The sequence below is a fragment of the Leptospira bouyouniensis genome (assembly GCF_004769525.1).
Taxonomy (GTDB): Bacteria; Spirochaetota; Leptospiria; order Leptospirales; family Leptospiraceae; genus Leptospira_A; species Leptospira_A bouyouniensis.
This window is the reverse complement of sequence record NZ_RQFT01000001.1, coordinates 186,503-213,193: the sequence shown is the minus strand read 5'-3', so window position 1 is coordinate 213,193 and position 26,691 is coordinate 186,503. Positions and strand designations below refer to the sequence as shown.

Genomic DNA, 26,691 nt, shown 5'->3' with positions numbered 1-26,691 from the left:
TTATGAGAATTTCACCTCCTCACGATCATTTTTTACAACTCACCACCAAAGAACATTTGGGAAGGTCGTCCGGGATTATTTTACAAAAAGAAGCTTTGTCCATTATGAAAACAGTGGAAGTACAAAGTTCCAGAGAAAACATTGAAGCGGGCCATCTCTTCCGACCCACTGACTCTAATTTTGAAAAACTCAAAATGGATCGAGAAACTGCCCTCGATCAGATCTGGGAACTCATTGATTATGGACTCGCCACACAACTTTTTGAGATCAAATATGATGCTGATGTAGCAGAACTTCGTCTTGTTACTTTTTTAGTGGGATTACCAAGTGGAATGCCTCTAGAAGAACCATATAAACTTTTGATAGGTCGTTCTGCAGAACATCTCTACCAATATGTACAAAACAAACGTATCCTAACAGAAGATACATGGCGAAATGTTCTTAACAAACTAGTAGAGATTGATTATAAGGAAGAAGACGGCCCCGGGGATGAACTAGACCGATTACTTGATCCAAAACAATTTCCACTCCAACCATCCAAAGAAATGTTAAATCGATCACGAGGACTCATCATTGATGAACTAGTGGCAGAGGCAAAAGTAATCGTTTTACCTCATATTGGTTTTTATTACGTACCTGAGCAAGAAGCGGCCCATTTTTTAAACATAGCTAACGAATATTTAATGACAAAGGTAGAACCTTTGGCAAAGGCATTTGATTCGGAAATTCGACTTGCTCTTGATCGATTATTTACACCTGGGTCAAGTGATGTCGAAATCAATGATATAGAAATCATTCGTGCAAAAGTAGATACTTTATATGGATTCAAAGAAATCTTAAAAGAAAATGGATTTTATTCGTTTGTTCATAATTTAAAAAAAGTCACTGAAATTGCTGTAAAGTTTGCTGAGTTAGAGAAAAAAAAGGAAGTTGATCGGTTACTAAAAGTCTACATGAAAATGTTGGATAGCCAATTTGATTTTGATTCAAGATTACTTCGTATCAATTTAGAAAAAGACGATGAACATAATTTGGTAATTGTTGATTTACTCAGAAAAAATCCAAAGGTTCTTTCTGCGGAATGGCACGATGCCGATTCTAAAATTGCGGTTTTTGTAAACAACAACCAAAACAATATCAAAGAAATCAATTCACTGATCTATCAAAACTATCGATTTACCACAGAATACATTTTGTATCTAAAAGCAATCTTAGAACTTAACGAAAAAGAGCTCAAACCAATCTTCAAAGATGAAGAGTTTGTCAAAACATACGGGAAAAATCTTCAGACAGTGTATTTTAATTATATCCCATGGTTTTATAAATTATTTTATTTTTTAGGGATCACTCCAATCGTAAACTCTGGTTATGCGAAGGCAAAATCCATTCTCACATTTTTACAAATGGATCGTCAGTTTTTATACCAAAAAAGAAGAGAAAACTTTTTTAAGAAAAAACTTCGTGAGAGAGAAGAACGACTTGAAAAAGAGAAAAAACAACAGTTAAAAAAAGCTCTTGTCTCTGCGTTAAGTGATGCATATTTTAACAAAAATTGTTTGCCATCTGTGGATTGGTTAGGAATGAATTATCCTGCTTTTTCTGCAGAAACGTTAGAAAAAATGATCCCTGATTTTGCCTTTTTGTCCACGACAGGGAAGTCGATCAAACCCCATTCTATCATTGTATTTCCAAACTCTCCGGAATTTGATACAATTAACAAACGTCTAAAGGAATTACTAAACCAATGGATTCGTGGTGAAATTGACCCACCGAAAGAAGAACCTGAATTATTGGCCCAAATTAGAAGTTTGGTATAAATACCTTTCTAACTTCAAGTTAATACCAACGTTTGATTCGAAAATAAACTAACATTAACAAGCCGAGTAGCCCCATGGCGCTAATGGCTGAAACAAAACCATATTCCCATTCTAATGTTGGCATGTGCCTAAAATTCATTCCATAAATACCTGCGACAAGTGACATCGGTAACATGATGGCTGTCATGATGGTAAGGATTTTCATAATTTCATTGGTTTTTCTTGTGGAAATGGCGATATGAGCTTCAAGTGCCGATGAGATTGATTCAATATTGCTATCTACAAGTTCCAAAATTCGAATTGAATGGTCTCTCACATCGCGAAAGAATGCATCAGCTTCATCACTAAAAAAACTATTTTTGATTTTTTCTAAATCTTCCAATACTTCTTTATTTTGTAACATTCCTTTTTTGATTGAAAGTAAACTAGATCTAAGGCTATAAACATTACTGATATCAAGAGATTTGGCATTACTAAAAATTTGATCTTCAAAATGATCGATTCTTTCCTCGATTTTTTGTGTGATTGCTAATGTATGATCTGTTTCAATATCTAAAATTTTATGTACGATAAATTCGTATCCTTTCGATAGTACTTTGTTGTTAGTTTTCCAATCTTCAATCATATTCCCGATACTATCTCTGTAATCTAACGTGAGTGAGATGATTTGATTTGGAGTTAAGATAAAGTTGAAATTTTTTAAAGTCAGTTGGTTTCTTTCATAATGGAATCCTCTGAAAATAAAAAATATATAATTGGGGAATTTTTCTAATTTGATCCGGCTATTAGGGTTTAAAATATCTTCAATTGTTAATTGGTGGATATTGTGTTTTTGGAACAAAAAGGTAAGTTTTTCTTCGTTTTCCGCAGTGATATGGATCCAATGTTTTGGATGTTTATGAGAAAGAGGGAGTGGAGTATCTAATAATACTTCTTCTTTTGAGGAAGGAGTTAAGATATAATTAAATAAAGCAGGCATTAGACTATATTCCTTAAAAAGTATTCTCTGAGTTCTTTTTTTTCTACACTACAATCTTCTGAAACGATGAATTTCCTAGTTTTATAATACCCAGAAGCAGTCACCATTGTTTCTTTAATTTTCCCCGCCCGAGATAGGATCAGATGGAACTTTTCTCCAGGCCTAAGATTTTTTTCCAATTTTTGTAAATATGAATAACTCGCACGTTTTCCATTAATCGCTAAAATCTCATCATCTAACATTAAATCAAAGGATTCTGAATTTGATTTGTGTTGGATCTTTTGCACAAATAGATTCCCGTTTTTTTCTTTGGTTTTAAAACCAGTATCACCAATCAAGTCTGTTTGGATTCGGTGGATTCCAATCAAATCAAGATAATAATCAACTGGAATAGGTGTTGGGAATTCTAGATATTCATTAAACTCTAATTTTAAATCAACACCTGTCACATCCTTTACTATTTCAAAAAACTCTTGTTTGGTGAATCCTCTTTGTTTTTCAATTGCAAAGACTTCATAAAGCTTTTGGAAGACATGACGAATGGTTTTTTTCTCTTTTGATTCATGTAATAAGAACAAGTTCATACATAAGGCAAGTACTCCACCTTTTGTATAATAAGAAACAGTAATATTATGGCTGTTCCCATTTCGTTTGTAATATTTGGTCCATGCCGTAAAAGAGGATTCTTCTAAACTCATCCAAAAATCGGCTTCATTGTCTTCTAAAGAAAAGATATCGGATTGGAGCTTTGTTAAGTATTCATCTAAGCTCAAAAAACCTGAATGGAACAAAAAATAAGCATCATAAAAACTCGTAAATCCTTCAGCGATCCAAAGTTCTTTTGTCAAATTTGGCTTTTGGTAATCAAAAGGACCAAGTGCTAAAGGTCGTATTCTTTTGATGTTCCAGAGATGAAAGTATTCATGTGATAAAAGTTCTAATAATCGTTTGTATTCTTCGTCATCATGAATTAGTTCAGGGTTAAAGTAATTGATACTTGATGCCTTGTGTTCGAGCCCACCGTATGCCGGCAAACTTAAGTTTAATACGAATAAATAATATTGATTTGGACTTTCTCCCATCCAGTGAATTTGAGTTTCCGTGATTTTTTGTAAGTCATTTGCAAGTTTGGTTTTGAAATCGAAAGGAATATCTCCTTCAACGAGCAACTCATGTTTTGTCGTGCCAGCAGAGAAAAATACCGAATTTTTTTTACTCAAATGGAATGGCGAATCGAAGAGATCATCAAAGTGTTTGGAATAAAATCGATGAGGATTGTTTTCATCCCTTGGTAAACTTGTATAAATATTTGGGAATGTATCAGATACTTTGAATTCCAGACTGGATTCGGTATCAAGTTTTCCTTCTGGGTACAAAAAGAGTGCAGGTGGATTGATAAAACCAAACTCGGTTTCTAAGTAGTTGGTACGCACAGTAAAATCTTCAAACGCATAAATGATGTAAGTGATTTCAAATTTAGGTGGGAGTTGGTTTAATTTCCATCGGTGTAAATCCACCATTTCCCAAAAAACTGGTTCTTTCGTGATGGAGTTATACACCTCAAACTTATGTAAGTGGGTCGCATAATCACGAATCATATAAGATCCAGGAGTCCAACTCGGCAGACAAAAGGTGATTTCTTTTTGATTTGTTTCTACAAATAAACGGACTTGGTAGTAGTGTTTGTAAAGGTCAAAAATACTAACTTCAAATTGTAGTTGGAGTGTTGGCTTAGACTGATCATCCAAAGAGATTGTTTTCCCTTCTAACTCTTTTCCCATAGTACACTATCTTCTTTTATTTTAGTTTTAATCAAATGTTTTCTTGACCAAAAATCTGAAGGGTACTAGAAAAGGTCTAGCTAAGGTATGAGCAAAGGAGGTGGTCCATTTGGATAGTAGTTGTTACAACAAAAGATTTTTGACCCGCGAGGTGGCTGGGCAATAACGCCAGTGCTTTGTTGCAAAACCGACCAGACACAGTCTTTCCAAGTTCCGAATGGGTGGTCTCCTTCGGGCATTTCGCAGTCGCTTGGAAAGAACTTCTTTTTGGTTTTTTTAGTTCCTACTGTTTTAAATTTCTTTTTCAATCCGAAAGGTCTTCAGCAATTCATCCAAGGTATTGATCACTTGACCCAATCTCTCCGCATTTTCTGCCATGGATGAAGACTGGTCAGACAAAACTTGTGAGCCATTGGAAATGTTGATGGTCATGCTTGCCAATTCGTTTGTCGCTCTTTGTTGTTCTTCTGTGGATAGTTGTATTGACTTTACTTGTTCTGTGATTTCAACCACTTCTGTATAAATACTTTCTGTGCGAGAACTTTGGTCTTCAATGAGTGGTCCTATTTCATTCGAGGATAAAAAGATCAGTGAAACTTCATCAGTAATTTTTTTTAATACTTCAACTAATCGTTCTACTTGTTGGTTTCCTCGTTCGATGGAATCCAGTGCTTCCTGAGAAAGTGTATTGATCTGCGACACAGATTCTGCAGATTGGCTTGCCAGTTTTGTAATTTCTTCGGCCACGACGGCAAATCCTTTCCCTGATTCTCCAGCCCTTGCAGCTTCGATTGCGGCATTTAACGCAAGTAAACCGGTCCTTTTTGCAATATCAGATATCACATTTGAAAAAGCTGTGATGGTTTTAGATTTTTCTTGGATTTCTCTAATGGCAAGAGATGTTTCTTTTGCCATGGAACGTCCTTCTTCAGCATTTAGGTTGGCGCGGACGGAAATTTCGCCAAAAGTATTTACTTTATCTAAGATTTTTTTCATTAGATTTTGGATATCACCTAACGACTGATGAATGGTCTCTGTATTTTCGACAGCACTGAGAACATTGCTATGAATGGTTTCTGAGGAAGCATTTAATTCTTCAACGGTCGCACTTGCTTCTTCGGAAGATGCTGCTTGGTTTTGGGCCAAATCTGTGAGTTCTGTGATTGTATTCTGAATTTTTTCTGTGGTTTCACTGATTTTCCCTGAAGATTTTTGGGCGATGCGGATCAGTTTTCTCAAATGTTCGATCATTTGGTTCAAAGATACCATGATACTTCCCAACTCATCTACCTGGTCAATTTTGATGAGTTGCCTTAAATCACCTGACGCAACTTTTCCTGTTGAGGAATTAATCGATTGGATACGTCGGTCAACTAACCTTTGGAAGCTGAAGAAAATTGATAATATAGAAAGAACAACACCCAATATTCCAAGACCAATGGTGACAAAAATAATTGAATTAAGTGTGGATTGGATTTGTGATTTGGGAACGGAGATACGAACAAACCATGGATCATTTTTTTCAATGATCGTGATGGGAATGGCAACATGGAAATAATCGTAAAATTCATAAATACTAGCGTCTTTATTTTTGATTCGATCATAAAAATAAGGATCTGCCGCAGAACGAAAATCCAATCCTTCTGAAAGGTGAGTGAATCCATCGTATAAAACTAAGTGATTGTCAGATATGAGTGTAATTTTACCTTCACTGTCTGCAAATTTTAATGAATCTAAGTAGGATTTAATTGTAGTTAGGCTAATGTCAATTCCTGAAATACCAATGAACTTTCCATTCCGAAGTATTGGTTCCAAGATCGAAACAATGAAAATTTCGGATTTTCCTGCTTTGTAAATATATGGTGACGTGATACTCGTATTAAGTGTTGCCTTTGGTTTTTGGTAAAACTCACCTTGGATTGGATCATCAATATCTTTTAGAGCTTCCGTGAAAATTTTATCTCCATCGCGGAAGACGTATGGAATGAATCTACCAGTATTGTCATGATTTGGTGAGTTACGATATGAATTATCTTTCCCATCAAATGCGTTTGGTTCAAAGGCACAATAAGTAGCAAATGCTATATCTTTTTCTTTGATCAGAGACTTTAAGTATTGGATGGATTCCGCTCTGGAACTAAGATTTCCATTTTCATATGATTTACGAAATGCAAAAGTTTTGTTCAGTGGCGTTTTGAGTGTATGCGAGATATCACTGATAATTTTGGAAGAAATGTAAGTTGTGTCTTCTTCAAGATTGTGAAGTAATGTCGATCTCACAACCATCGAAAGGACAATCATAATCCCTGCAATGATGAAAGAAATCACAGCAAGTGAAATGAAAATGATTTTCTTTTTGATCGACATAGTTACCTACAGATTAAATTTTTGTAAAATTTCGGAAATCTTTGCACTAATCCCTGTCATACGAAGAGAGTTCCCAGACATTGTTTCAGATTGGTCAGATAAAATTTGTGAACCGTTAGATATATTAATTGTCATATTGGAGAGTTCAGATGTAGCCCTTTTTTGTTCTTCCGTGGATTGTTGGATGGATTCTACCAGTGAAGTGATTTCTTCAATTTCGGCATAAATTTGGTCGGTTCTTGTTTTTTGATCTTGGATGAGAGGGACAATATCAGAAGCCTTTTCAAAAATGACAGATACTTCTCTAATAATTTCTTGGAGTAGTGCAATCAACTTGGAGACTTGGTTCCCACCGTTTTGAATGGATTCTAATGCTTTTTCTGATAAGGAATTGATTTGGGAAACGGATGCTGCGGCTTGTGATGCTAGTTTTGAGATTTCTTCTGCAACAACTGCGAATCCTCTTCCGGATTCCCCAGCTCTCGCTGCTTCGATTGCAGCATTTAACGCAAGTAAGCTTGTTTTTTCGGAAATATTAGAAATAACATCAGAAAACTCAGTGATTGATAATGATTTTTCTTGGATTTCTTCAATAGCTTGCGAGGTAAGACTTGCCATCGTTCTTCCTTCTTCGGCTTTGAGGTTAGCTCCTTTTGCAATTTGACCAAAATTTTCCACTTCGTTTGTGATGTTTTGTACGAGTTTTTGAATTTCGAGAAGGGAAGAATGGATTGATTTCGAATTTGAAACAGCTTGTTCTACATTTGCATTAATTGTTTCAGAGGAAGCATTGAGTTCTTCCACAGTGGCACTTGCTTGTTCAGAAGAAGCAGCTTGGCTTTGTGCTAAATCAGATAGTTCTATGATCGTATTTTCCATTAACATGGAACTATCTTTTAAATCATTTCCTGAACTTTGAGCAACGCTTAAAATATGACGTATGTTTGTTACCATCGCTATGATGGCTTCCACTAAATTCCCAATTTCATCTTTTTTGTTGTCATTAATTTCTTTTGATAAGTTGCCACTCGCTGCTTCTTTGGTAAAAGAAATTAGGTTTTGAAGCCTACTATCAACTAACTTTCTAAAGATGATGATGTTTGCGAGTGTAGAAAATAAAATCCCGGTAAAACCAAGTGCGAGGGCAAACCAAAAAATAAATTGGATTTCGTTTGTTATTTTTTCTTGGGGATAAGAAATTCTAAGTGTCCAGGGTGCAGTGTTTTCAACCAGTGATATCGGTAAACTTACATGGAAATAATCTGAATTCACATAATTTTGTTTTTGGTTTGTGGACATCGCAAGATTTATATTTGGATCTTCTTTGTCTTCCCAATGAGTATTTTTCGATTCAGGGTGTAATCCATTAAATAGTACATAACCATTGCTTGCAACGAGTGTGATTTTAACACTGCCTTCCAATACTTTTAAATTTTGTAAATACGATCGAATGGTCGTTAATGATAAATCGGCACCAGCAATCCCTATAAATTTTTGATTTTGGATTACCGGATACACGAGAGAGATCATGGTGACATCAGTCCCATCAACTTTATAATCAAACGGAGGGATGAGTTCGACTTTTTTGTTTTTTTTAGGGAGTTGGTAAAAATCAGATTCTGGTAATTCGTAACCAACAACTGGTTCTATAATGATTTTTCCCTTTGATTTAACAGCATATGGAATCAATCTACCAGTTTGATCATGGTACTTCGCATTACGAAAGTTAATATCTTTGCCATCAAATGTATTGGGTTCAAATACAACATATGTTCCAAGAATAGATTCATTCGAATTTGACATAATAGTAAGAGTTTTGAAGACTCTGTCTCTATCTAAAAGATTGGGTTCTTGGAGGATTTGTTTGAGTAGGTATGCTTCATTTAAAGGAGCAGATAAATAATTGCCGACATCGAGAGAAATTTTGTCAGCAAGGATCGATATTTTTTCCAGAGCATCTTCTTTGGCATTTTTATAAATGACATAAGAAATCAGAGTTAGGATGACACCAAGTGATAATAATGTGATCACCGAAGATCCAAGAGCTAACTTTTGTTTGATGTTCATTTGTAAAAAAAATCCCTCGAGTGAGGGTTACATTAGGTATAGAATTTGGTTTTCTCAACTCATTTCCAAAGATTTGGAAGTTTTTGTGGGTAGGAACTGAGACCCAGACCATTTCCATCTGGATCTTCAAAGTAAACGGTAAATTCTGTTCGTTCGAGGACCGAAATCGTAGTCAAAAATTCCTTCCAAGCGGTTTGGTTTGAATTCTCTAGAGAGAATACTAGTTTTTTCGGAGATTCATTTTTTCCTTTTTCCAACATCAAAATCACAGCCCCAAGTTGGATCCAAATAGAACGGATCTCTCCCGATTCAAAATAGTGTACTTTCGATTGTTTTGCTCCAGGCAATTGTAGGTAAAAGTCAGCCAAGAGGCTTGGATGGAGTGTTCCAATGGCAATATGGTGGATCATTTTTTTGTTTTCAAATCCCTTTGTAAAAAAGATACTAACAGGAAATCTATTTCATCGGAGTTTTTCATGAAAAAATCTCTTATCCTTGCGCTCGCTCTCGGGCTATTTTTGGCGAATTGTAAATCCAAAGTGTATACCCAAGAAGAGTGTGAATCTGCATTAGCAAGCACTTTCACTCAAATTGAAGAAGAAGCTAAAAAGAACCCAGCAGCAGCTCCCGTTCTTGCAGGTTTACAACAAGGCAAACAAAAAATGATCGACCAATGTATGGAAGGAAAATTTGATCCAAACTGCTTAAAAAATGCTCCAGGAATCGCTGGCATTATGGGCTGTGTAAAAAAATAATTCACTTTCGAATACCGGGAGTTTCGATTCCCGGTTTTTTATTTTTCTCCTAAAACTTCAAATCCCTTCTTCTCCGTATAACATCCGTGAGTTCTAAAGGGGCCATCATCATAAAAACGAATTTCTTGTGCATATCGTTTGCCTTCCCACAAACATCGTTTACAAACAAAAGGCATAATCGCCCAATCCTCGCATTCTTCAGGACGAAACGTTGGAAACACACGTAACAATGGTTTGGAAATTTCTTCATTTGGTTCTGTGAAAACAGAAATATTTACCAATAGAAAAATGACTAAAACCAAATAACGAATCATCCAATAAAACTATCGGGATTTTTACCGATTTTCAGGATGGATTTGTGAAAGAAAATACACATGTTGAATGGAAAGGTGTGGCGTTTGTTCTTATCGGCGCTCTCCTTTTTAGTGCCAAGGCAGTGGTTGTCAAATTAACCTATCGGTATGAAATATCAGCGATTGGTTCTTTGTTTTTTAGAATGTTATTTGCTTTCCCATTTTTAGTTTGGATGGCATGGTCAGCTGAAAACGGAACAACAAAACCAAACTTAACAAAAAAAGACTATTGGAACGTACTTCTGATGGGAGTAGTTGGGTATTATCTTGCCAGTTTATTTGATTTTGTTGGGCTCAAATACATAAGCGCTGGCCTTGAACGAATCATCTTATTTATTTATCCTACACTTGTTGTTTTATTATCTTTTTTCTTTCTGAAAAAGAAAATCCATCTAAGAGAAATTTTTTCTCTTATCCTTACATATACAGGTGTATTTTTAGCCTATGGACAAGATGTCCAATTGGGTTCACCAAAGGATGTGAGCCTCGGTGCCTTTTTTATTTTATTATCAGCTTTAACTTATGCCATCTATCTTATGGGAAGTGGATCTATCATTCCAAAGTTAGGTTCAAAGAGATTTACGGCATGGGCACTCATCATTTCATCTATTGTAGTGTTCATTCATTTTTTCATATTCGGAACTTATCAAGAACTCATCCAACCACTTTCATTTTATGTTTTGGCATTCGTGATGGGTACTGTCAATACTGTTGTACCAGCGGTTTTTGTATCGGAAGGGATCAAACGTGTAGGAAGTAAAACAGCTGCGATAGTTGGATCCATTGGACCGATGTCGACTTTATTTTTGGCCTATCTCTTCTTGGACGAACCAATTACAATTGTTCATAGCATTGGAACTTTATTTGTACTCATGGGAGTTTTTTGGATCAGTACAGCAAAAAAACCAAAAGAAGTCTCAGTTTGAGAGAGAAAATTACTTTCCAATTGTTGATTTAGAGTAGAGAATCAAGGATCTATATGAAATTTAGAATCGTTTTCCTTTCCTTTGTTTTGGTCACATCGTTCACTCAATCAGAACTTTATGCCCAATTCACTTGTGAAGGTTCTGCTTGTAGTTTTTTACCTTCTCCGTTAACTGAAACGGGTAATTCGGCACTTAAAAAATTTGAAACTGGTTATTTAAACGAAGTCTTAAAAACAAATTTGGAAGCTGGGTTCTTAGCGAATGTGGGTGCAAGTAATATTGGTACAGGTACTGTACGCCGCATCCAATTAGGTGTGAGCGCCTCTGCGGCAGGTTATAAAAAAGACGATATCCAAATCCAAGATGATTTAATCAAATACCCAAAACTTCCCAATGTGGGAGGGGCTGTCATTCCATCCTTCCATTTGGACATCAATCCAGGTTGGTTACTTGGTACGGAAGAAGGTGGTTATATCCGCCGGATCGGAATTTTTTTGCATGGGATGAATGTCGCTGTAACCCAAGACCAGATCCAAGCTGCATCGAATAACAAGAATTACGAAGGAAGGATCGCCGTACGGTCGTATGGTGGGATGTTACGTTACCAACTCATGGAAAAAGAAGGATTTCTCATGAACCTGATTACATGGAATGGACTCAATATTGGTGTGGGCCACCATGTGATGGAACAAAATATGAGCCTCAGTTATTTGGAAGGGAAAGCCGCACAAGTAGAGTTCCAAGGAGTGAAAGGAAAGTGGGGTGGTGATACTAATTTTCTATTTAATACCAAAGTCCAAACTACCAATGTAGACTTACGCACTGGAATTGGTTTATTTTGGGTGGCAAACTTAATCGTTGGTGGTGGTTATAGTTGGAATTCCGGTCATAACTCTGCCTCACTTTCTAGACGAGGACCCTTTATCATCTCTGCCAATGAGTCACTCCCCATCGAATTGCCGAGAGAATACCAAGCAGTCCTCGACCAACAACTTTTAGCACAAAATCCGAATGCCACTCTCGGCTTTCGGGCGAGCGGGGAATCTAATTCCAAACGTGGGATTGGGTATGGGATCGTTGGTTTGGAATTAGATTTATTTATGCTCAAGGTCATTGCTGAGGGATTGTATGGTGGGAAAGACCTGTATTCAGCAAACCTTGGTCTCAAACTTAGCTTCTAGAAATCTTCGGGGAAAACCATAAAACCTTGCCGTACCATTCATAGAATTTACCTTGCGTAAAGGTCTAAGTTTTAATGAATTTGTACAAACGATACAGTCGCGCTTTTGTTATGGCCTCCCAAGTATTTTCCTTGGGGGTTGTGGTTCCGATTGGGATTGCCCTCATTTTATTTTATGTTGATCTGAGTGCCACTCAAATCAAAACCTTTTTGGGTGCGACCATCATTGCGGCACTCATTACATTACTCCTCCCCAGTTTTATTTTCCCAAAAAAATTAAAGTCCATTCGAGATGGACTCGTTGAACTCGAAACCCAGACAGAAAAAAATCCTGAGACCTACACACAAGTTTGGGATACGATTGCAAAGATGCCAGTCATTGGAGCCACTGTTGGCGCATCCCAATGGGCGCTTGCCATTCCGATTGTATTAGGTCCGGTCATTTACCTACCGGAAACTAGTAAATCGGATGGATTTTATATTATTTGTAGTTTGTTACTCACTGCGTTTCTCAATATCATTATCTCTTTTATTTTCTTAGAAAAAGCATCACACATTGTACTCGAAGATGAAATTTTCCAATCGGAATTAAACGAGCGGATCACTCCTTATTATAGAAATCTCAAAAACACTGTCCCCATTATGTTTTCCTTGATGGTGATGGTGCTTTCCATTTTCCTTTTGATTTTTTCTTTTAATGTGAATGCCAAAGCACTGGAAAAAGCATTTTCAAACCAATTGTATAATTTTAACCAAAGTAATGAAGCAGGGATCAATGTTTACTTTGAAGCTGTTGAGAATACACTGAAAGATGTAGCTTCTTTGCCATCCATCAAACAAGCATTAGAAACTAAGAATTATAAGCTAGCTGTCCCTACTTTAGTTAAAACATATAATGAAACCCAGCTTTTATTGGAGAATTCTTTCATTGCGACATTTGAAGAGGGAACACCGATTGTTGCTTCAGGTCTCCCTGGTGGATTAAGTGTTGGATTTAAACTAGATAATAACCCAGAAGTTTTGGAAAATATCAAAGCTTCCAAAGAAGGTAAATCTCATGTAGGCATTGCTGTCAAATCATCGATCAGTGGCAATATTGTGATTATGGTCACGTCTCCTGTCAAAAATGCAAATGGAACTGTAATTGGTTTTGTTGGGATGCCATTCCTTGTGGGAAAGGCGATGCAATCCTTCTTAAAAAATGTCAAAATTGGTACAACTGGATATTCTTTTTTACTCGATCGTGAATCAACAATGGTATACCACCCCAATCCAAAATACTTAATGACTAGTTTTAAAGGCTCTGAGTTTGAACAGTTAGCATTAAATGCAGGTGAAACAGATTCTTTCCGAAACCCTTGGGAAGGATCCACTTTTTTACTTCGAAGAAAGGTTAGTTCCAAGTATGGGATTCAATTTTTTTCTACGATTGATTTAAAAGAAATAGAAGTTGAAAGTTTGACTTCACTTCGAGGTTTAACCGTCATTAGTTTGATTGGCTCGATTGTGATTGCATTTTCAATTTATATGTTGTTTTCTGCAAGGTTTCGACCTATGAGAACCATTGGCAAAGTATTACAAAATGTTGAAGTAGGGGATTTGAGAACTAAGGTGAAGTTAGAATCCTCTGATGAATTTGCACGCCTTTCTAGAGGTTTAAATTCCACACTCAAACAAATCATAGAAGTAGTAGGTTCAAACCAAGCTTTCTCAGAAGATTTGGCTTCATCCGCAGAACAAATGTCAGCATCACTCAATATGTTATCTTCGAATGCACAAACACAAGCTGCTTCCGCTGAAGAGATATCAGCTTCGATAGAAGAGATCTCTGCCGCCGTACAAAACGTAGATGCACAAGCAGAAGATCAATTTCGCAAAGTAGATTTTTTAAAATTAAAAATGGCAGAACTTTCCAGTTTGATCGAGGCAACGGGAAAACAAGTTGGGAAAGCATCCCAAGATGTGAACCAAATCTCAGAAGAGGCAAAACTTGGTCAGTCATCCCTTGACTCTATGCGAAATTCAATTTCAAAAATTAGTAACAGTTCGGAAGAAATTGGTAGTGTCATTGAAATCATTAATAATATCTCAGAACAAATCAACTTACTTGCGTTAAATGCTGCCATTGAAGCTGCTCGTGCAGGAGTGTATGGTCGTGGATTTGCAGTCGTTGCTGATGAAATTGGGAAACTCGCTGAAAAAACTGCGATTTCGATCGGTGACATTGGAGAGCTCATCCAAGCAAATGAGAAAGAAATTGAAAGTGGTAAAGAAACCATTGAAACAACGATTTCACTCATCCAAAGGATCATCCAAGGTGTGAGTTCATTTAATACCATGACCGATACAATTGAACAAAGTACAAAGGAACAACTTGTCATTAACCATAAGGTGGGGGAAGAGGTGGACAAGGTGAACCAAATCAGCCAAGCCATCCGTCTTTCCATGGAAGAACAAAAGAATGCCATCGGGGAAGTGGCCCAAGCGATTTTCAGCATCAATGACTTAACCCAAGGGACTGCCGCAGGCCTTGAGGAAATGACAGCGACAGCCAACGGGATCGCAAATTTAGCGGAAACCCTAAAAAGAAAGATTAATTTCTTCAAAATTTCCTAATCCAATGCGAAATTTGGTTCCATTTTCGGAAAATAGGCCAAATTTCGCTTGCCTCTTATCTACATATCAAGATTTCTTGATATGTAGATATCTTGGATATGGCAGCAGAAACCCTTCTCACAAACCGCAATTCTTCTCAGATTCTGGCTGCTACGAAAGCCATCTCTGATGAAACACGAATTCGGATCCTCCATATCTTAAGTTTTGGGGCGTTTTCCGTGAATGAAGTGGTGGAGATTTTAGAGATGGGCCAATCTCGTATCTCCCGACACCTAAAAATCCTGACAGAAGCAGGGCTTATTGGTTCCAGGCGTGAAGGGAGTTTGGTGTACAGTTTTTTGCCCGATGAAGAGAGTTTTGGATTAAAATTTCCAATGGAACTCACCAAACTTTTGTTATCTTATAAAGAAGACCTCCCGAACAGAGAAAAAGACCAGAAAATGGTTCACTTAATCCTTGAAGCTCGAGAGAAAAAATCCAAATCATTCTTTGATGGTGTGGCAGAGAGTTGGGAAAAATTACAAGAAGAAACTTTACATCCAAAATTGTATCGGTCTTGGATCTTACAAGAACTTCCAATTTGCGAAAATATTTTAGATTTAGGGTGTGGGCCTGGTGGACTAATCCCATTTTTACTGAACAAAGCAAAACATGTTACGGGAGTTGATAATTCATCTCGTATGATCGAAAATGCATCCATCCATTTTGCAAAAAATCCAAGTGTAAGTCTTATCCAAACACCAATGGAACATTTGCCTTTGCAGGCAAACTCTTGTGATGCGGTAGTAGCATCGATGGTAATGCATCATATTTCTCATCCACCGACAGTGCTTGAAGAAATTGCGCGTGTATTAAAACCAGGTGGAGTTTTGTGTGTAGTCGATTTAGAGAAACACAATGCAGAATACATGAGAGATAATTTCGCTGACCTTTGGCTTGGATTTGAGCCAGAGTTATTCGAATCCTGGTTATCTAATGCAGGTTTCAATGTGAAATCCATTGGAGAAATCCAAACAGAATCTAGTTTTAAAATTTTAACAATCAAAGCAACAAAGGAATAAGGAGGACAAAATGTCCACAGTAACTGAAACAAAATCGGAACGATTGCCATACAAAGTGAAGGATATCTCTCTTGCAGAATGGGGAAGAGAAGAAATCATTTTGGCAGAAAAAGAAATGCCTGGTCTTATGGCACTTCGTAAAGAATTCGGAACTTCTAAGCCACTCAAAGGTGCAAGAATTTGCGGATCACTTCACATGACAATCCAAACAGCGGTTCTTATCGAAACCTTGGCTGCATTAGGTGCTGACATTCGTTGGTCCTCTTGCAACATCTTTTCAACACAAGATCATGCTGCAGCAGCGATTGCAAAAGCAGGAATCCCTGTATTTGCATGGAAAGGTGAAACAGAAGAAGAATACTGGTGGTGTATTGAACAAACTTTATTCTTTGATGGTGGAAAAGGTCCTAATATGATCCTTGATGACGGACATGACCTAACACATTACATCCATGAAAAATACCCACAACTCCTTGCAGACATCAAAGGTGTTTCTGAAGAAACAACTACAGGTGTCATTGCACTTCATAAAAAATTAAAAGCAGGAACTTTAAAAATCCCTGCAATCAATGTGAACGACTCAGTAACAAAGTCAAAATTTGATAACCTTTATGGTTGCCGCGAATCACTTGCTGACGGAATTAAACGTGCAACTGACGTGATGCTTGCTGGTAAAGTAGCTCTCGTTTGTGGATACGGAGACGTTGGAAAAGGATCTGCTGCATCACTTCGTAACTTTGGAGCACGTGTGATCGTAACTGAAATCGATCCTATTTGTGCGCTCCAAGCTGTTATGGAAGGATACCAAGTCCTACGTGTAGAAGATGTGATCGAAAACGCTGATATCATTGTGACAGCAACTGGTAACGACGACATCATCACTCTTGAACACATGAAAGCAATGAAAGATGGTGCCATCCTTTGTAACATTGGTCACTTTGATACTGAGATTCAAATGTCACGTTTGAATTCTGAGAAAGGTGTTACTAAAAAAGAAATCAAACCTCAAGTAGACAAATACACTTTCCCTGATGGTAAATCTATTATCGTTCTAGCGGAAGGAAGACTTGTGAACTTAGGTTGTGCAACAGGTCACCCATCATTTGTAATGTCTAGTTCCTTCACAAACCAAGTTTTGGCTCAAATTGAACTTTATACAACGAAATATGAGTTGGGCGTGTATCGCCTTCCAAAACACTTGGATGAAAAGGTAGCTGCACTTCATTTGGAGCAATTGGGTGTTCGTTTGACAAAACTCACTCAAAAACAAGCTGATTATATCAGTGTACCACTCGAAGGTCCATATAAACCGGACCATTACCGCTACTAAAAATAATTGCCCTTTTCGGATTTCTGAAAGGGGCATTAGGAGTTTCTCATGGCGTACGTTGTAACTGAAATTTGCGTAGATTGTAAATATACAAGTTGTGCTGCAGTTTGTCCTGTGGAAGCTTTTCACGAAGCTCCGGACACATTGTACATCGATCCAGATACTTGTATTGATTGTAATGCATGTCAATATGAATGTCCGATTGATGCGATTTTCCCGGACTATGATGTCCCAGAAAAACACAAACCTGCAATTGAAATAAATGCAAAAGAAGCAAATAAATTTCCGGTAATCGTAACGACAAAACCACCTCTAAAAGGTGCAAAATGTTCCGACCCGAGTAAATAATGAACCTCGTGGGTGTATTACGTATGTAACCGCCCACCTTTACTTGAATCTATACCTTAATTATACACAGAAATATTATGAAATTTGAATATACCAATCCTTCTTCCAAAACTCTCTTGAAATTACTCACGGAAAAAATCTTAGTTTTAGATGGTGCTATGGGTACGATGATCCAAAGGCATTCTTTGGAAGAAGATGATTTCCGAGGAGATCGATTTAAGGATTGGCCTTTGTCTATCAAAGGTAATAACGATGTACTTGCCATCACTAGACCTGATATCATCGAATCAGTTCACTTAGAGTATTTGGAAGCAGGTGCTGACATCATCGAAACCAATACATTTAGTTCCAATATTGTCTCTCAAGCGGATTACAAAATGGAATCTGCCGTTCGGGATTTGAATCTTGCTGCCGTGAAGTGTGCAAAAAATGCTGTTGCGAAATTTAAAGAAAAAACTGGAAAAACAGATGTTTTCATAGCAGGGTCCATTGGACCTACAGTCAAGACTGCATCCCTTTCTCCCGATGTAAACAATCCTGCTTTTCGGGCCGTCACCTTTGATGAGTTAGTGGATTGTTTTTATGAACAAGTATCTGCATTACTTGACGGAGGAGTGGATTTACTACTTCCAGAAACCAATATTGATACTTTGAATTTGAAGGCATGTATTTATGCCATCGAAAAAGTATTCGAAGAACGTAAGATCCGTATTCCAGTCGTATTATCAGTAACCATCACTGATGCTTCTGGAAGAACATTATCAGGGCAAACTGGTGAGGCATTTTATATTTCCATCAAACATGCGAAACCACTCGCTGTTGGCATCAATTGTGCGTTAGGTGCTGGGGAGATGCGACCTTATATCGAAGAAATCTCTCGTGTAGCTGATTGTTATGTGTCTTGTTACCCAAATGCTGGCCTACCGAATGCTTTTGGCGGGTATGACCAAACCCCAGAAGAATTTGGTGGATGGATGAAAAATTTTGCAGAAGCAGGTTTTTTAAATATCGTAGGTGGGTGCTGTGGAACAACACCTGCCCATATCCGTGCAGCAAAAGAAGCAGTGGCTTCGATCAAACCTCGTTCACTCAAAGAACAACCGAAACTCAGTGCCTTTGCAGGGCTTGAACCACTGAAACTGACCAAAGACCAAGGTTTTATTAACGTTGGTGAAAGGAATAACGTAACTGGTTCTCCAAAATTCAAAAAACTGATTTTGGACGGGAATTTTGAAGAAGCTGTGCAAGTTGCTTTGCAACAGGTGCAAGCTGGTGCCAATATCATCGACATAAACTTTGATGAAGCGCTCCTCGATGGGGAAGCTTCCATGACCAAATTTTTGAATTTAATTGCTGGGGAACCTGACATTGCCCGCGTTCCCTTTATGATTGATTCCTCCAAATGGTCAGTGTTACTTGCGGGCCTTAAGTGTATCCAAGGCAAACCAATTGTAAACTCTATCTCACTTAAAGAAGGGGAAGAGGCATTCTTAAACCATGCACGAACCATCCAAAGGTTTGGGGCAGCAGCCATTGTGATGGCATTTGACGAACAAGGACAGGCGGCAACAAAAGATGACAAAGTCAGAATTTGTAAACGTGCTTATGATTTACTTGTTTCCAAATTGGATTTTGAACCAACCGACATTATTTTTGATCCAAACATCCTAACAGTTGCAACAGGCATTGAAGAACACAATAATTACGCTGTTGATTTTATTGAAGCAACAAGAGAGATCAAAAAAATCTGCCCAGGAGCTAAAGTATCTGGTGGCCTTAGTAATATTTCGTTTTCGTTCCGTGGCAATAACCCAGTGCGGGAAGCGATGCACTCTGCCTTTTTATACCATGCCATCCAAGCTGGAATGGATATGGCAATTGTCAATGCAGGGATGCTCGAAGTTTACGAACAAATCCCGAAAGACTTACTCGAGTTAGTGGAAGATGTTTTACTTAATCGAAGGCCAGATGCCACTGAAAGACTCATTGAAGCCGCAGGAAGTTTCCATGGAGAAGCCAAAGTCCAAAAAAAAGATGATGTATGGCGTAGTGGCACTGTAGAAGAGCGACTCACACATGCATTGGTGAAAGGGATCGACGAATTTGTGACCCAAGATACAGAAGAGGCACGGCAAAGTTTGGCAAAACCTCTCGATGTAATCGAAGGTCCTCTCATGAATGGAATGAAAGTAGTAGGGGAACTCTTCGGGGCCGGTAAAATGTTTTTACCTCAGGTTGTGAAAAGTGCGCGGGTAATGAAAAAAGCTGTCGCATACCTAATGCCTTACATGGAAGAAGAAAAACGGAACCAAAAAGACGAAAGCAAACAAGCTAAATTCCTCATCGCAACCGTAAAGGGTGATGTCCATGACATTGGAAAAAATATTGTGGGTGTTGTACTTGCATGTAACAATTATGAGGTGATCGACCTTGGTGTGATGGTTCCTTGTGAAAAAATCCTAGAAACTGCCAAAAAAGAAAATGTAGCCGCAATTGGTCTTTCTGGTCTCATCACACCATCCCTTGACGAAATGGTGTATGTCGCAAAAGAAATGGAACGTTTGGACTTTAAAGTTCCACTCCTCATCGGTGGCGCTACCACATCCCCTGCACACACTGCTGTAAAAATTGCAGAACAATACTCACAGCCTGTTTTACACGTGATGGATGCATCCCGTGTTGTGAACGTGATGAACAGTGTGTTAAACCCGCAAACCACAAAAGAATACGCAAAAACGGTCTCAGAAGAACAAGCACGGATTCGTGAAGAGTTTTATTCGAGAGAAAACGAAAGGAATATCCTTCCCATTGCAGATGCCATCCAAAACAAATTCACAACGGATTGGGATTCGTATACACCACCAAAACCAAGTTTTACGGGTATAAAAGTATTTGATAATGTTACCTTAAAGGATTTGGTCCCATTCATTGATTGGTCTCCATTCTTTTTAGCTTGGGAATTAAAAGGTCGTTTTCCACAAATTCTCAAAGACCCAGTGATCGGTAAGGAAGCAACTTCTTTATACAATGATGCGCAAACGATTTTAAACCAGATGTTGGAAAATCCAAATCTCAAACCAAGAGCTGTTGTTGGTATGTTTCCCGCAGTTTCGCATGGTGAGATGGTCGAAATTTTTGAAGATGAAACCAAACAAAAATCATTGGGTTTTTATCCAATGTTACGCCAACAAACGACTAAAATGTCTAATCAACCTAATTATAGTTTGGCTGACTTTATCTCTCCAAAAGAGAAAAACAAAAACGACTATATTGGATATTTTGCGGTTACCGCTGGGCATGGCATCGAAGAGTTAGCCAAAACATATGAAGTCAAACACGATGACTACAACTCTATTTTGGTAAAAGCACTCGCAGACCGTTTTGCAGAAGCATTTGCAGAATACATGCACCATAAGATGCGAGAAGAATGGGGTTTTGGAAAAGACGAAAATCTAACGACCGAAGATTTGATCCGAGAAAAATACCGAGGCATTCGACCTGCACCTGGTTATCCTGCGTGTCCCGATCATACGGAAAAAAGAAAGATTTGGAACCTTCTTGATGTCGAAAAAAATGCAGGGATTAAACTCACTGAGTCCTGTGCAATGTGGCCAGCTAGCAGTGTGAGTGGGTATTATTTCTCTCATCCAGAAGCCCGGTATTTTGCGATTGGAAAAATCAACGAAGACCAAGTGGATACATATTCCAAAATGAAAGAGATGGAAAAATCGGAAGTTGAACGTTGGTTATCACCAATTCTTAACTACGACCCTTCAAGGAAGTCTAAAGGGTAAGACAACAAACAAATCATTGTTACATCGTGATACTGATTTGTGCTGATTGGACGACAATGGAGATCTCTATGGCAGTTTCTGGATCATCACATAACCACGGTTGGAAATCGGTAGCAACAGGGAAACTTTTGGATGGATTTTCATTCCATCCAAAACTTGCAGAGTGGCTTTCGACATATACTTCCATTCCAAAAGATGCGGATTTGGAAATCTTAGAAGTGAGTTGTGGAGAGGTGAGTTGTCCGACAGAAGAAACGTTGATTGTCTGGAAAGAACAAAGGGAAACTTTGTCTTCTCCCGAACTTCATCCGGAAACAAAAACAGTTGGAACATCAGCTCATACAGGATCTATATCACTCTACAGAAATCATGAGTTTCGCATCTCGCGAAAAAAAGAAAATATATCCAAAATGGATGTTGACTTGTCTTGGAAACGGTTTCAAGCGAAGAGTTAGTTTAATTTTTGGATAAGATCTAACATGAAGTTAGTGATCTTTGAGAAAAGTTTAGCAAAACTTCTCCTATGGAATCAAACTGTGTTCCCCGCGCCAGCGATTGTAGCGGAAATCCTTTCCTTATAAATTTGATTTTGATTCACTCTAAAAGAGGAAAGATTGGAGCGGAAAGCGCGGTCAGTTTTTGAATCGATTCTGAAAAGCAAACCAGTGTGAGGCGCTCAAATACCTTAAGTAAAAATTTGGGATCTAGAATTTTCTAGAGGCGTTTTGGAGAGAATCTTAATTTGAGCGAGACGGGGTGACAGGCATATAATACTTGAGTCCTAAGTTTCCTTGGATCTCCGGAGCCCATAGTTCGTCGAGTGTGCGACCTGCTTCTCTGGCATTGATGGGAACACGCACCATCCCTTCGAACGTTAAGTTACTATTCGAAATACTGATCCCTGGTGTGACGTAAACTTGTCTGCCTACGAAGTTCGTGCGAGAAGGCTCTTGGGCACGAATGGACGAGTTGAAACGATTGGAATATTCGGATGCATCAAACCGGTGTAATTCGGAGAGTTGTAAAAACAATTCCCAACGTGAATTTTTGATAAAGGAAAATAAATTTCGATTGAGGCGGTATTTGATTCGCACTCTAGATTCTGCTACATCCACATACCCACTTGAACCCTGGTTGAGTGAAATTCCCATACTGAGTCCTAGGTCAAACGTGAAGCCGTTGCGGTAATACACATACGTGACATTCGGTTGGTAAGAAAGTAAGGCTGCATTCGAACGTTCTGGCCTTACGTCAAAATTACCTTCAGGGTTTCTGTAAGGGTTCATGGTAGCGAAGGGGATCACAGGAGAAAATATCTGAATCCCTGCCATAGGATCGTTTGATTTGGAAAATACGTAATTTGAACCAAGCTCAAGTTCTTTTGGGAAACGAAAGGGGATCAGAATCGCCAAATTTCCGTTATGCGATCCGCCTACTTGGAAAAGAGACGATCTTGGATCCGAAAAAGAATAACTTGAAAAAAACGGTAAACCTTGCGCTAAAATAGTCAGGCTCGTCAAAGAAACGAGAATAGAGATAAGAGTGATCTTTTTTAGCATCTAAAAGCATTTCTGTCTGATTTTCCTTTGTTTGGCAATGAAATTTGCTTTCTTCTCTGTCTTTTTTTGTTATAAGTGAGACCGATGAATGAAAACGATACAAAAGTAGAACAATTTGGACCATGCACTTACCCGAACCCAGCGGGTTATGACTACTGGACGGAAGACAATTCAGTGGTGCTCTTCCAAACCATCTTTTCTGGATCAGAAGATGCAAAAAAAACCATCGAAACGAGTCCCGTTTTCTTTGAACAAGCAGGTCCTAAAGAAAAAATCTACTTTCGACCGGAAGAAGTGACCGCAGGGATCGTTACGTGCGGAGGACTTTGTCCAGGGATCAATGATGTGATCCGTGCCCTTGTGATGGAATTACATTATCGTTACAAAGTGCCAAGGATTCTTGGTTTCCCTTTTGGGTATGAAGGTTTGGTTAAAAAATTTGGCCATAGACCAATTGAACTCACACCAGACAAAGTAGCCCACATTATGAATTTTGGTGGATCCATCCTTGGTTCATCGCGAGGCAATCAAAAGATTGAAGAGATGGTGGATACTTTATTTTTATACGGTGTGAAGATGTTGTTTTGTATTGGTGGTGATGGGACCTTACGCGGAGCCCAAGCCATCCAAGAAGAAGTAAAAAAACGGAAAGAAGACATCTCAATCGTAGGGATCCCTAAGACGATTGACAACGATATCAATTATGTCCAAAAAACATTTGGGTTCTCGACTGCGTTTAGTAAGGCGGTGGAAGCTGTCAATTGTGCCCATGAAGAAGCCAAAGGGGCACCAAATGGAATTGGACTTGTGAAACTGATGGGACGACACTCTGGATTCATTGCCGTCAATTCAGCTTTGGCATCCAAAAATGTAAATTTTGTCCTCATCCCAGAACTTGATTTTGATTTAGAAGGGGATGGTGCTTTTTTATCGGTTTTAAAAGACCGAGTGCAAAGAAGAGGACATGCTGTTGTCATCATCGCAGAAGGTGCTGGTCAAAAGTACTTTGAAGATAAAGGTGAAAAAGATCAATCAGGTAACAAGAAGTTGGCGGATATTGGAGTTTTTATCAAAGACAAAATCACAGAATACTTCAAAAAAGAAGGGTTGAATTTGAATCTAAAATACATCGATCCAAGTTATATCATTCGATCGGTTCCAGCAAATGCTGAAGATTCTGTTTTTTGTGGATTCCTTGCTCAAAATGCCGTACATGCGGCGTTTGCAGGTAGGACTGGTTGTGTGGTTGGGATTTGGAACAATGTGTTTACAGTGATGCCAATTTCATTAGCCATTGCGGAACGAAAAGTCCTTAAACCTGAGCGAAGTACATTATGGCGTGCCCTCCTTGCTTCGACAGGCCAACCGAATTCGATGAAGGCGAAAAGCTGATCTTACCTAGGTCAGCTATTCTCTACTTTCTTTTGGAACTTGAGGATATTATCTCGGATTTCTTCTTCTTTTTTGTGGAGTTCTTTTAGGAACTCGGTATCCAAAATCATTTCCGGTTTTTTGATGAATTTACTTTCATCATAATTATCAATTTCGTATAACAAGTCTTCTATGTTGGATTCTACTTTGACTAAACTTTGGATGGACTCCACAACCTTTTTATTCACAAAAAGAATTTCTTTGAATCGTAAAATATAATGTTGGAATCTATTTTCGCGGATCATGGCTTGCCTTTGCATTTCTTTCACCACTTCGCGTTCTTTTAATACTTCTTTTTTTTCGACTAGGATTTGGTTTTTGAAGATACGGATTAAGTTTTCCGTTTCCAATTTATAATTTTCAAAACTACTGTTGTGGTTGTTTTGAAGGTCTTCCATTTGTTTGCGAAATTCTTTTTCTCGCAACCTGTCTTGTTCTTTGCGTAACTTGTCAGATGTTTGGAGCGCGTTTTTAACTCGTGTTTCAATTACAGCATCTAACATCGCTTTGTGCAGTTTGTCCAATCGGAGAAACACTGCCATTGCATATAGAATGCGTCTCATAAAATCTCCATATCCTTAGTTTAGACGGATGATAAAGAGAGAAAGGTCATCATGTGGTTCCGCTTCTCCTACAAATTCACTTACTTTTTGGAGAATTGCTTGCCGTATCACTTCAGGTGGATCATTGATACGAGATAAAATCACTGATTCCAGTCTTTCTTCTGAAAAAAGTTCTTCTTTCATATTCATAGCTTCCGTGACGCCATCAGTATACAGAACAAGTAAATCTCCCGGTAAATAACTCACTGTATGTTCAGAGAATTCACATTTGCCAATCCCCATTGGTTGGCCTTTACCTGATAAGTGTTGGATTTTATGGTGTTTTTTGCGATAGATGATTTGTAAATTATGACCTGCAGAGGAATAGGTTAATTCTTTTTTTGTCATGTTGATGCGCACAAGCATCGCAGTAACAAACATAAGAAAACCAGATTTGTCTTGTAAGATCTCGTTCGCATTGAAGAGGGCTTCACTTGTTGAAGTGGTTTTTGATACTTCCTGTTGCAAAACGGTTTTTGAAAACTCCATGAAAAGTGCCGCAGGAGTCCCTTTCCCAGAAACGTCGGCAATGATGACAGACACTTCGTCTTTTCCATGAACAACCATATCATAAAAGTCCCCACCAATTTCACGTGATGCTTGGTAGTAAGTATCAAATTCAAGCAGTGAGTATTGTTTTGGAATGATGGGAAGCGAATGTTTTTGGATCATAGCTGCCACTTGCATGTCACGATCTATGTTTTTCAAACGTTCACTTTGAATCTTTACTTGTAAGGCAGTGTAAGCTTCTCCTACTTGGTTTGTCAGAGTGCGGAGGATACGGATATCCATTTCATCAAAACGAGTACGAGAAGTTTTATCCGAAACGATAAGAGAACCTAACCATTCTTTGTTTTTGAGAATGGGGAATAAAATCATACTATGTTGGAAAAGCCCTCGATGGGTGAGTTGCATCCCTTGGGGAGAATTGGCGGTGATAATTTTAAAACCTTTAAACATCCAATCAGATCTGTCATTGAATAATAATGCTTCAACATCCTCATCGTGGATTTGATCGGAAAACCCTTTCGATTTAGAGCGAGGTAGTCCTCGTTTTTCGATTTTTTCAAAATTCAAACAAACACGATCTACTTGCAAAACTTCGGAAATGGTTTTGACAGCAAGGTCCATAAACTCATCCGAACTTTGGATGTTGGCAAGGGCTTGTGAAATTTGAAAGAGGCAATTCAGTTCGTTTGCTCTTAAATTTAAGTTATCGATAAGTAGACGATTTTTGACGGCTATGGCCGCTAAGTTCGAAAGGTAACGAAGGATTTTAATATCGGTTTGGTTAAAATCGCGGTTGTCGAGTGAGTTAACAGCTTCGAGTACCCCTTGCACTTCCCCTTGTGCGACCATGGGAACACAAATTAAGTTTCGTGTCACATACCCAACTTTTTGGTCAATTGCTTTGAAGATTCTTGGGTCATTGGCAGCATCGTTTACAATTTCGGGTTTGAGGGTTTCAAGCACCATACCCGCAATCCCTTTTCCCCTAGGAACGGTTAGGTGGGCAAGTGATTCTTCTTTTAAGCCACTTGTTGTATTAAACACCAATTGATCATTTTCTTTATCGTAAAGCAGTAACGAAGATCCTTCTGTTTGTAACACATCACGAGTGATGCCCATGATTTCACTAAGAAGTGTATTTAAATCTTCTTGTGAATTGATTCGACTCGTTATATCTGAAATCAGACTTAATGTTAAAAGTTTCGTAGGCATCCA

General features: G+C 38.2%; 20 protein-coding genes. 11 read left to right on the top strand and 9 right to left on the bottom strand.

The window, feature by feature from the left end:
- Positions 1 to 2: 2 nt before the first annotated feature.
- Positions 3 to 1,817, top strand: a complete 1,815-nt coding sequence (locus tag EHQ43_RS01005; protein WP_135742631.1) for a hypothetical protein — start codon at positions 3 to 5, stop codon at positions 1,815 to 1,817.
- A gap of 19 nt (positions 1,818 to 1,836) precedes the next feature.
- On the opposite strand, the gene EHQ43_RS01000 is transcribed toward EHQ43_RS01005, so the two are convergent.
- The 5 genes from EHQ43_RS01000 to EHQ43_RS00980 form a co-directional block, all read right to left on the bottom strand.
- A complete protein-coding gene (locus tag EHQ43_RS01000; protein WP_135742632.1) occupies positions 1,837 to 2,796 on the bottom strand; it encodes a magnesium transporter CorA family protein in 960 nt (319 codons plus the stop codon).
- Positions 2,796 to 4,577, bottom strand: a complete 1,782-nt coding sequence (locus EHQ43_RS00995; protein WP_135769900.1) for a M61 family metallopeptidase — start codon at positions 4,575 to 4,577, stop codon at positions 2,796 to 2,798. Before EHQ43_RS00995 ends, EHQ43_RS01000 begins: the two co-directional genes overlap by 1 nt.
- A gap of 291 nt (positions 4,578 to 4,868) precedes the next feature.
- Positions 4,869 to 6,944, bottom strand: coding sequence for a methyl-accepting chemotaxis protein (locus tag EHQ43_RS00990; protein ID WP_135769899.1), 2,076 nt, complete (start codon positions 6,942 to 6,944; stop codon positions 4,869 to 4,871).
- Between the two features lie 6 nt (positions 6,945 to 6,950).
- On the bottom strand, positions 6,951 to 9,011 hold the full coding sequence (locus EHQ43_RS00985; RefSeq protein WP_135769898.1) for a methyl-accepting chemotaxis protein: 2,061 nt from the start codon (positions 9,009 to 9,011) through the stop codon (positions 6,951 to 6,953).
- A gap of 59 nt (positions 9,012 to 9,070) precedes the next feature.
- Positions 9,071 to 9,421 carry a VOC family protein gene (locus EHQ43_RS00980; RefSeq protein ID WP_135742636.1) on the bottom strand — a complete coding sequence of 117 codons (351 nt, stop codon included), beginning with the start codon at positions 9,419 to 9,421 and terminating at the stop codon, positions 9,071 to 9,073.
- A 66-nt stretch (positions 9,422 to 9,487) separates the two neighbouring features.
- Here EHQ43_RS00980 and EHQ43_RS00975 point away from each other — a divergent pair, with 66 nt between their 5' ends.
- On the top strand, positions 9,488 to 9,766 hold the full coding sequence (locus EHQ43_RS00975; protein WP_012476661.1) for a TIGR04454 family lipoprotein: 279 nt from the start codon (positions 9,488 to 9,490) through the stop codon (positions 9,764 to 9,766).
- Between the two features lie 38 nt (positions 9,767 to 9,804).
- On the opposite strand, the gene EHQ43_RS00970 is transcribed toward EHQ43_RS00975, so the two are convergent.
- The gene (locus tag EHQ43_RS00970) at positions 9,805 to 10,080 is read right to left on the bottom strand and encodes a hypothetical protein (protein ID WP_135742637.1); all 276 of its coding nucleotides are present in this window, start codon (positions 10,078 to 10,080) and stop codon (positions 9,805 to 9,807) included.
- 44 nt (positions 10,081 to 10,124) lie between these two features.
- On the opposite strand from EHQ43_RS00970, the gene EHQ43_RS00965 reads away from it, so the two are divergent.
- The 8 genes from EHQ43_RS00965 to EHQ43_RS00930 all read left to right on the top strand — a co-directional run bounded on the left by EHQ43_RS00965 (position 10,125) and on the right by EHQ43_RS00930 (position 21,829).
- Positions 10,125 to 11,045 carry a DMT family transporter gene (locus EHQ43_RS00965; protein ID WP_135742638.1) on the top strand — a complete coding sequence of 307 codons (921 nt, stop codon included), beginning with the start codon at positions 10,125 to 10,127 and terminating at the stop codon, positions 11,043 to 11,045.
- A 53-nt stretch (positions 11,046 to 11,098) separates the two neighbouring features.
- Positions 11,099 to 12,226, top strand: a complete 1,128-nt coding sequence (locus EHQ43_RS00960; RefSeq protein WP_135742639.1) for an Lsa36 family surface (lipo)protein — start codon at positions 11,099 to 11,101, stop codon at positions 12,224 to 12,226.
- A 74-nt stretch (positions 12,227 to 12,300) separates the two neighbouring features.
- Positions 12,301 to 14,841, top strand: coding sequence for a methyl-accepting chemotaxis protein (locus tag EHQ43_RS00955; RefSeq protein WP_135742640.1), 2,541 nt, complete (start codon positions 12,301 to 12,303; stop codon positions 14,839 to 14,841).
- Positions 14,842 to 14,939: 98 nt separating this feature from the next.
- On the top strand, positions 14,940 to 15,902 hold the full coding sequence (locus EHQ43_RS00950) for an ArsR/SmtB family transcription factor (RefSeq protein WP_135742641.1): 963 nt from the start codon (positions 14,940 to 14,942) through the stop codon (positions 15,900 to 15,902).
- 10 nt (positions 15,903 to 15,912) lie between these two features.
- The gene (gene ahcY, locus EHQ43_RS00945) at positions 15,913 to 17,232 is read left to right on the top strand and encodes an adenosylhomocysteinase (RefSeq protein ID WP_135769897.1); all 1,320 of its coding nucleotides are present in this window, start codon (positions 15,913 to 15,915) and stop codon (positions 17,230 to 17,232) included.
- A gap of 48 nt (positions 17,233 to 17,280) precedes the next feature.
- Positions 17,281 to 17,580 (top strand): ferredoxin family protein, encoded by a 300-nt coding sequence (locus EHQ43_RS00940; RefSeq protein WP_135769896.1) that lies wholly within the window; start codon positions 17,281 to 17,283, stop codon positions 17,578 to 17,580.
- A 77-nt stretch (positions 17,581 to 17,657) separates the two neighbouring features.
- On the top strand, positions 17,658 to 21,374 hold the full coding sequence (gene metH, locus EHQ43_RS00935; RefSeq protein WP_135769895.1) for a methionine synthase: 3,717 nt from the start codon (positions 17,658 to 17,660) through the stop codon (positions 21,372 to 21,374).
- Between the two features lie 68 nt (positions 21,375 to 21,442).
- On the top strand, positions 21,443 to 21,829 hold the full coding sequence (locus tag EHQ43_RS00930) for a hypothetical protein (RefSeq protein ID WP_135742645.1): 387 nt from the start codon (positions 21,443 to 21,445) through the stop codon (positions 21,827 to 21,829).
- A 282-nt stretch (positions 21,830 to 22,111) separates the two neighbouring features.
- Here the strand turns inward: EHQ43_RS00930 and EHQ43_RS00925 are convergent, their stop codons facing one another.
- Entirely contained in the window at positions 22,112 to 22,933 is an 822-nt protein-coding gene (locus tag EHQ43_RS00925; protein WP_135742646.1) for a hypothetical protein, read from the bottom strand.
- Positions 22,934 to 23,017: 84 nt separating this feature from the next.
- Here EHQ43_RS00925 and EHQ43_RS00920 point away from each other — a divergent pair, with 84 nt between their 5' ends.
- Positions 23,018 to 24,325: an ATP-dependent 6-phosphofructokinase gene (locus tag EHQ43_RS00920; RefSeq protein WP_135753790.1), complete on the top strand. Its 1,308-nt coding sequence runs from the start codon at positions 23,018 to 23,020 to the stop codon at positions 24,323 to 24,325.
- Between the two features lie 11 nt (positions 24,326 to 24,336).
- Here EHQ43_RS00920 and EHQ43_RS00915 read toward each other — a convergent pair whose 3' ends face one another.
- Both EHQ43_RS00915 and EHQ43_RS00910 read right to left on the bottom strand, forming a co-directional pair.
- Positions 24,337 to 24,927, bottom strand: coding sequence for a hypothetical protein (locus tag EHQ43_RS00915; RefSeq protein ID WP_100715872.1), 591 nt, complete (start codon positions 24,925 to 24,927; stop codon positions 24,337 to 24,339).
- A gap of 15 nt (positions 24,928 to 24,942) precedes the next feature.
- Positions 24,943 to 26,688, bottom strand: coding sequence for a SpoIIE family protein phosphatase (locus EHQ43_RS00910; RefSeq protein ID WP_135742652.1), 1,746 nt, complete (start codon positions 26,686 to 26,688; stop codon positions 24,943 to 24,945).
- Between the last annotated feature and the right edge of the window lie 3 nt (positions 26,689 to 26,691).

What these genes read in the sequence shown, in the direction of transcription:
- EHQ43_RS00970 (WP_135742637.1), bottom strand. Translation starts at nt 10,080, where the DNA reads ATGATTCGTTATTTGGTTTTAGTCATTTTTCTATTGGTAAATATTTCT.
- EHQ43_RS00925 (WP_135742646.1), bottom strand. Translation starts at nt 22,933, where the DNA reads ATGCTAAAAAAGATCACTCTTATCTCTATTCTCGTTTCTTTGACGAGC.
- EHQ43_RS00940 (WP_135769896.1), top strand. Translation starts at nt 17,281, where the DNA reads ATGGCGTACGTTGTAACTGAAATTTGCGTAGATTGTAAATATACAAGT.
- EHQ43_RS00980 (WP_135742636.1), bottom strand. Translation starts at nt 9,421, where the DNA reads ATGATCCACCATATTGCCATTGGAACACTCCATCCAAGCCTCTTGGCT.
- EHQ43_RS00960 (WP_135742639.1), top strand. Translation starts at nt 11,099, where the DNA reads ATGAAATTTAGAATCGTTTTCCTTTCCTTTGTTTTGGTCACATCGTTC.
- EHQ43_RS00985 (WP_135769898.1), bottom strand. Translation starts at nt 9,011, where the DNA reads ATGAACATCAAACAAAAGTTAGCTCTTGGATCTTCGGTGATCACATTA.
- EHQ43_RS00950 (WP_135742641.1), top strand. Translation starts at nt 14,940, where the DNA reads ATGGCAGCAGAAACCCTTCTCACAAACCGCAATTCTTCTCAGATTCTG.
- EHQ43_RS00920 (WP_135753790.1), top strand. Translation starts at nt 23,018, where the DNA reads ATGAATGAAAACGATACAAAAGTAGAACAATTTGGACCATGCACTTAC.
- EHQ43_RS01000 (WP_135742632.1), bottom strand. Translation starts at nt 2,796, where the DNA reads ATGCCTGCTTTATTTAATTATATCTTAACTCCTTCCTCAAAAGAAGAA.
- EHQ43_RS01005 (WP_135742631.1), top strand. Translation starts at nt 3, where the DNA reads ATGAGAATTTCACCTCCTCACGATCATTTTTTACAACTCACCACCAAA.
- EHQ43_RS00975 (WP_012476661.1), top strand. Translation starts at nt 9,488, where the DNA reads ATGAAAAAATCTCTTATCCTTGCGCTCGCTCTCGGGCTATTTTTGGCG.
- metH (WP_135769895.1), top strand. Translation starts at nt 17,658, where the DNA reads ATGAAATTTGAATATACCAATCCTTCTTCCAAAACTCTCTTGAAATTA.
- EHQ43_RS00955 (WP_135742640.1), top strand. Translation starts at nt 12,301, where the DNA reads ATGAATTTGTACAAACGATACAGTCGCGCTTTTGTTATGGCCTCCCAA.
- EHQ43_RS00915 (WP_100715872.1), bottom strand. Translation starts at nt 24,927, where the DNA reads ATGAGACGCATTCTATATGCAATGGCAGTGTTTCTCCGATTGGACAAA.
- ahcY (WP_135769897.1), top strand. Translation starts at nt 15,913, where the DNA reads ATGTCCACAGTAACTGAAACAAAATCGGAACGATTGCCATACAAAGTG.
- EHQ43_RS00990 (WP_135769899.1), bottom strand. Translation starts at nt 6,944, where the DNA reads ATGTCGATCAAAAAGAAAATCATTTTCATTTCACTTGCTGTGATTTCT.
- EHQ43_RS00930 (WP_135742645.1), top strand. Translation starts at nt 21,443, where the DNA reads ATGGCAGTTTCTGGATCATCACATAACCACGGTTGGAAATCGGTAGCA.
- EHQ43_RS00910 (WP_135742652.1), bottom strand. Translation starts at nt 26,688, where the DNA reads ATGCCTACGAAACTTTTAACATTAAGTCTGATTTCAGATATAACGAGT.
- EHQ43_RS00995 (WP_135769900.1), bottom strand. Translation starts at nt 4,577, where the DNA reads ATGGGAAAAGAGTTAGAAGGGAAAACAATCTCTTTGGATGATCAGTCT.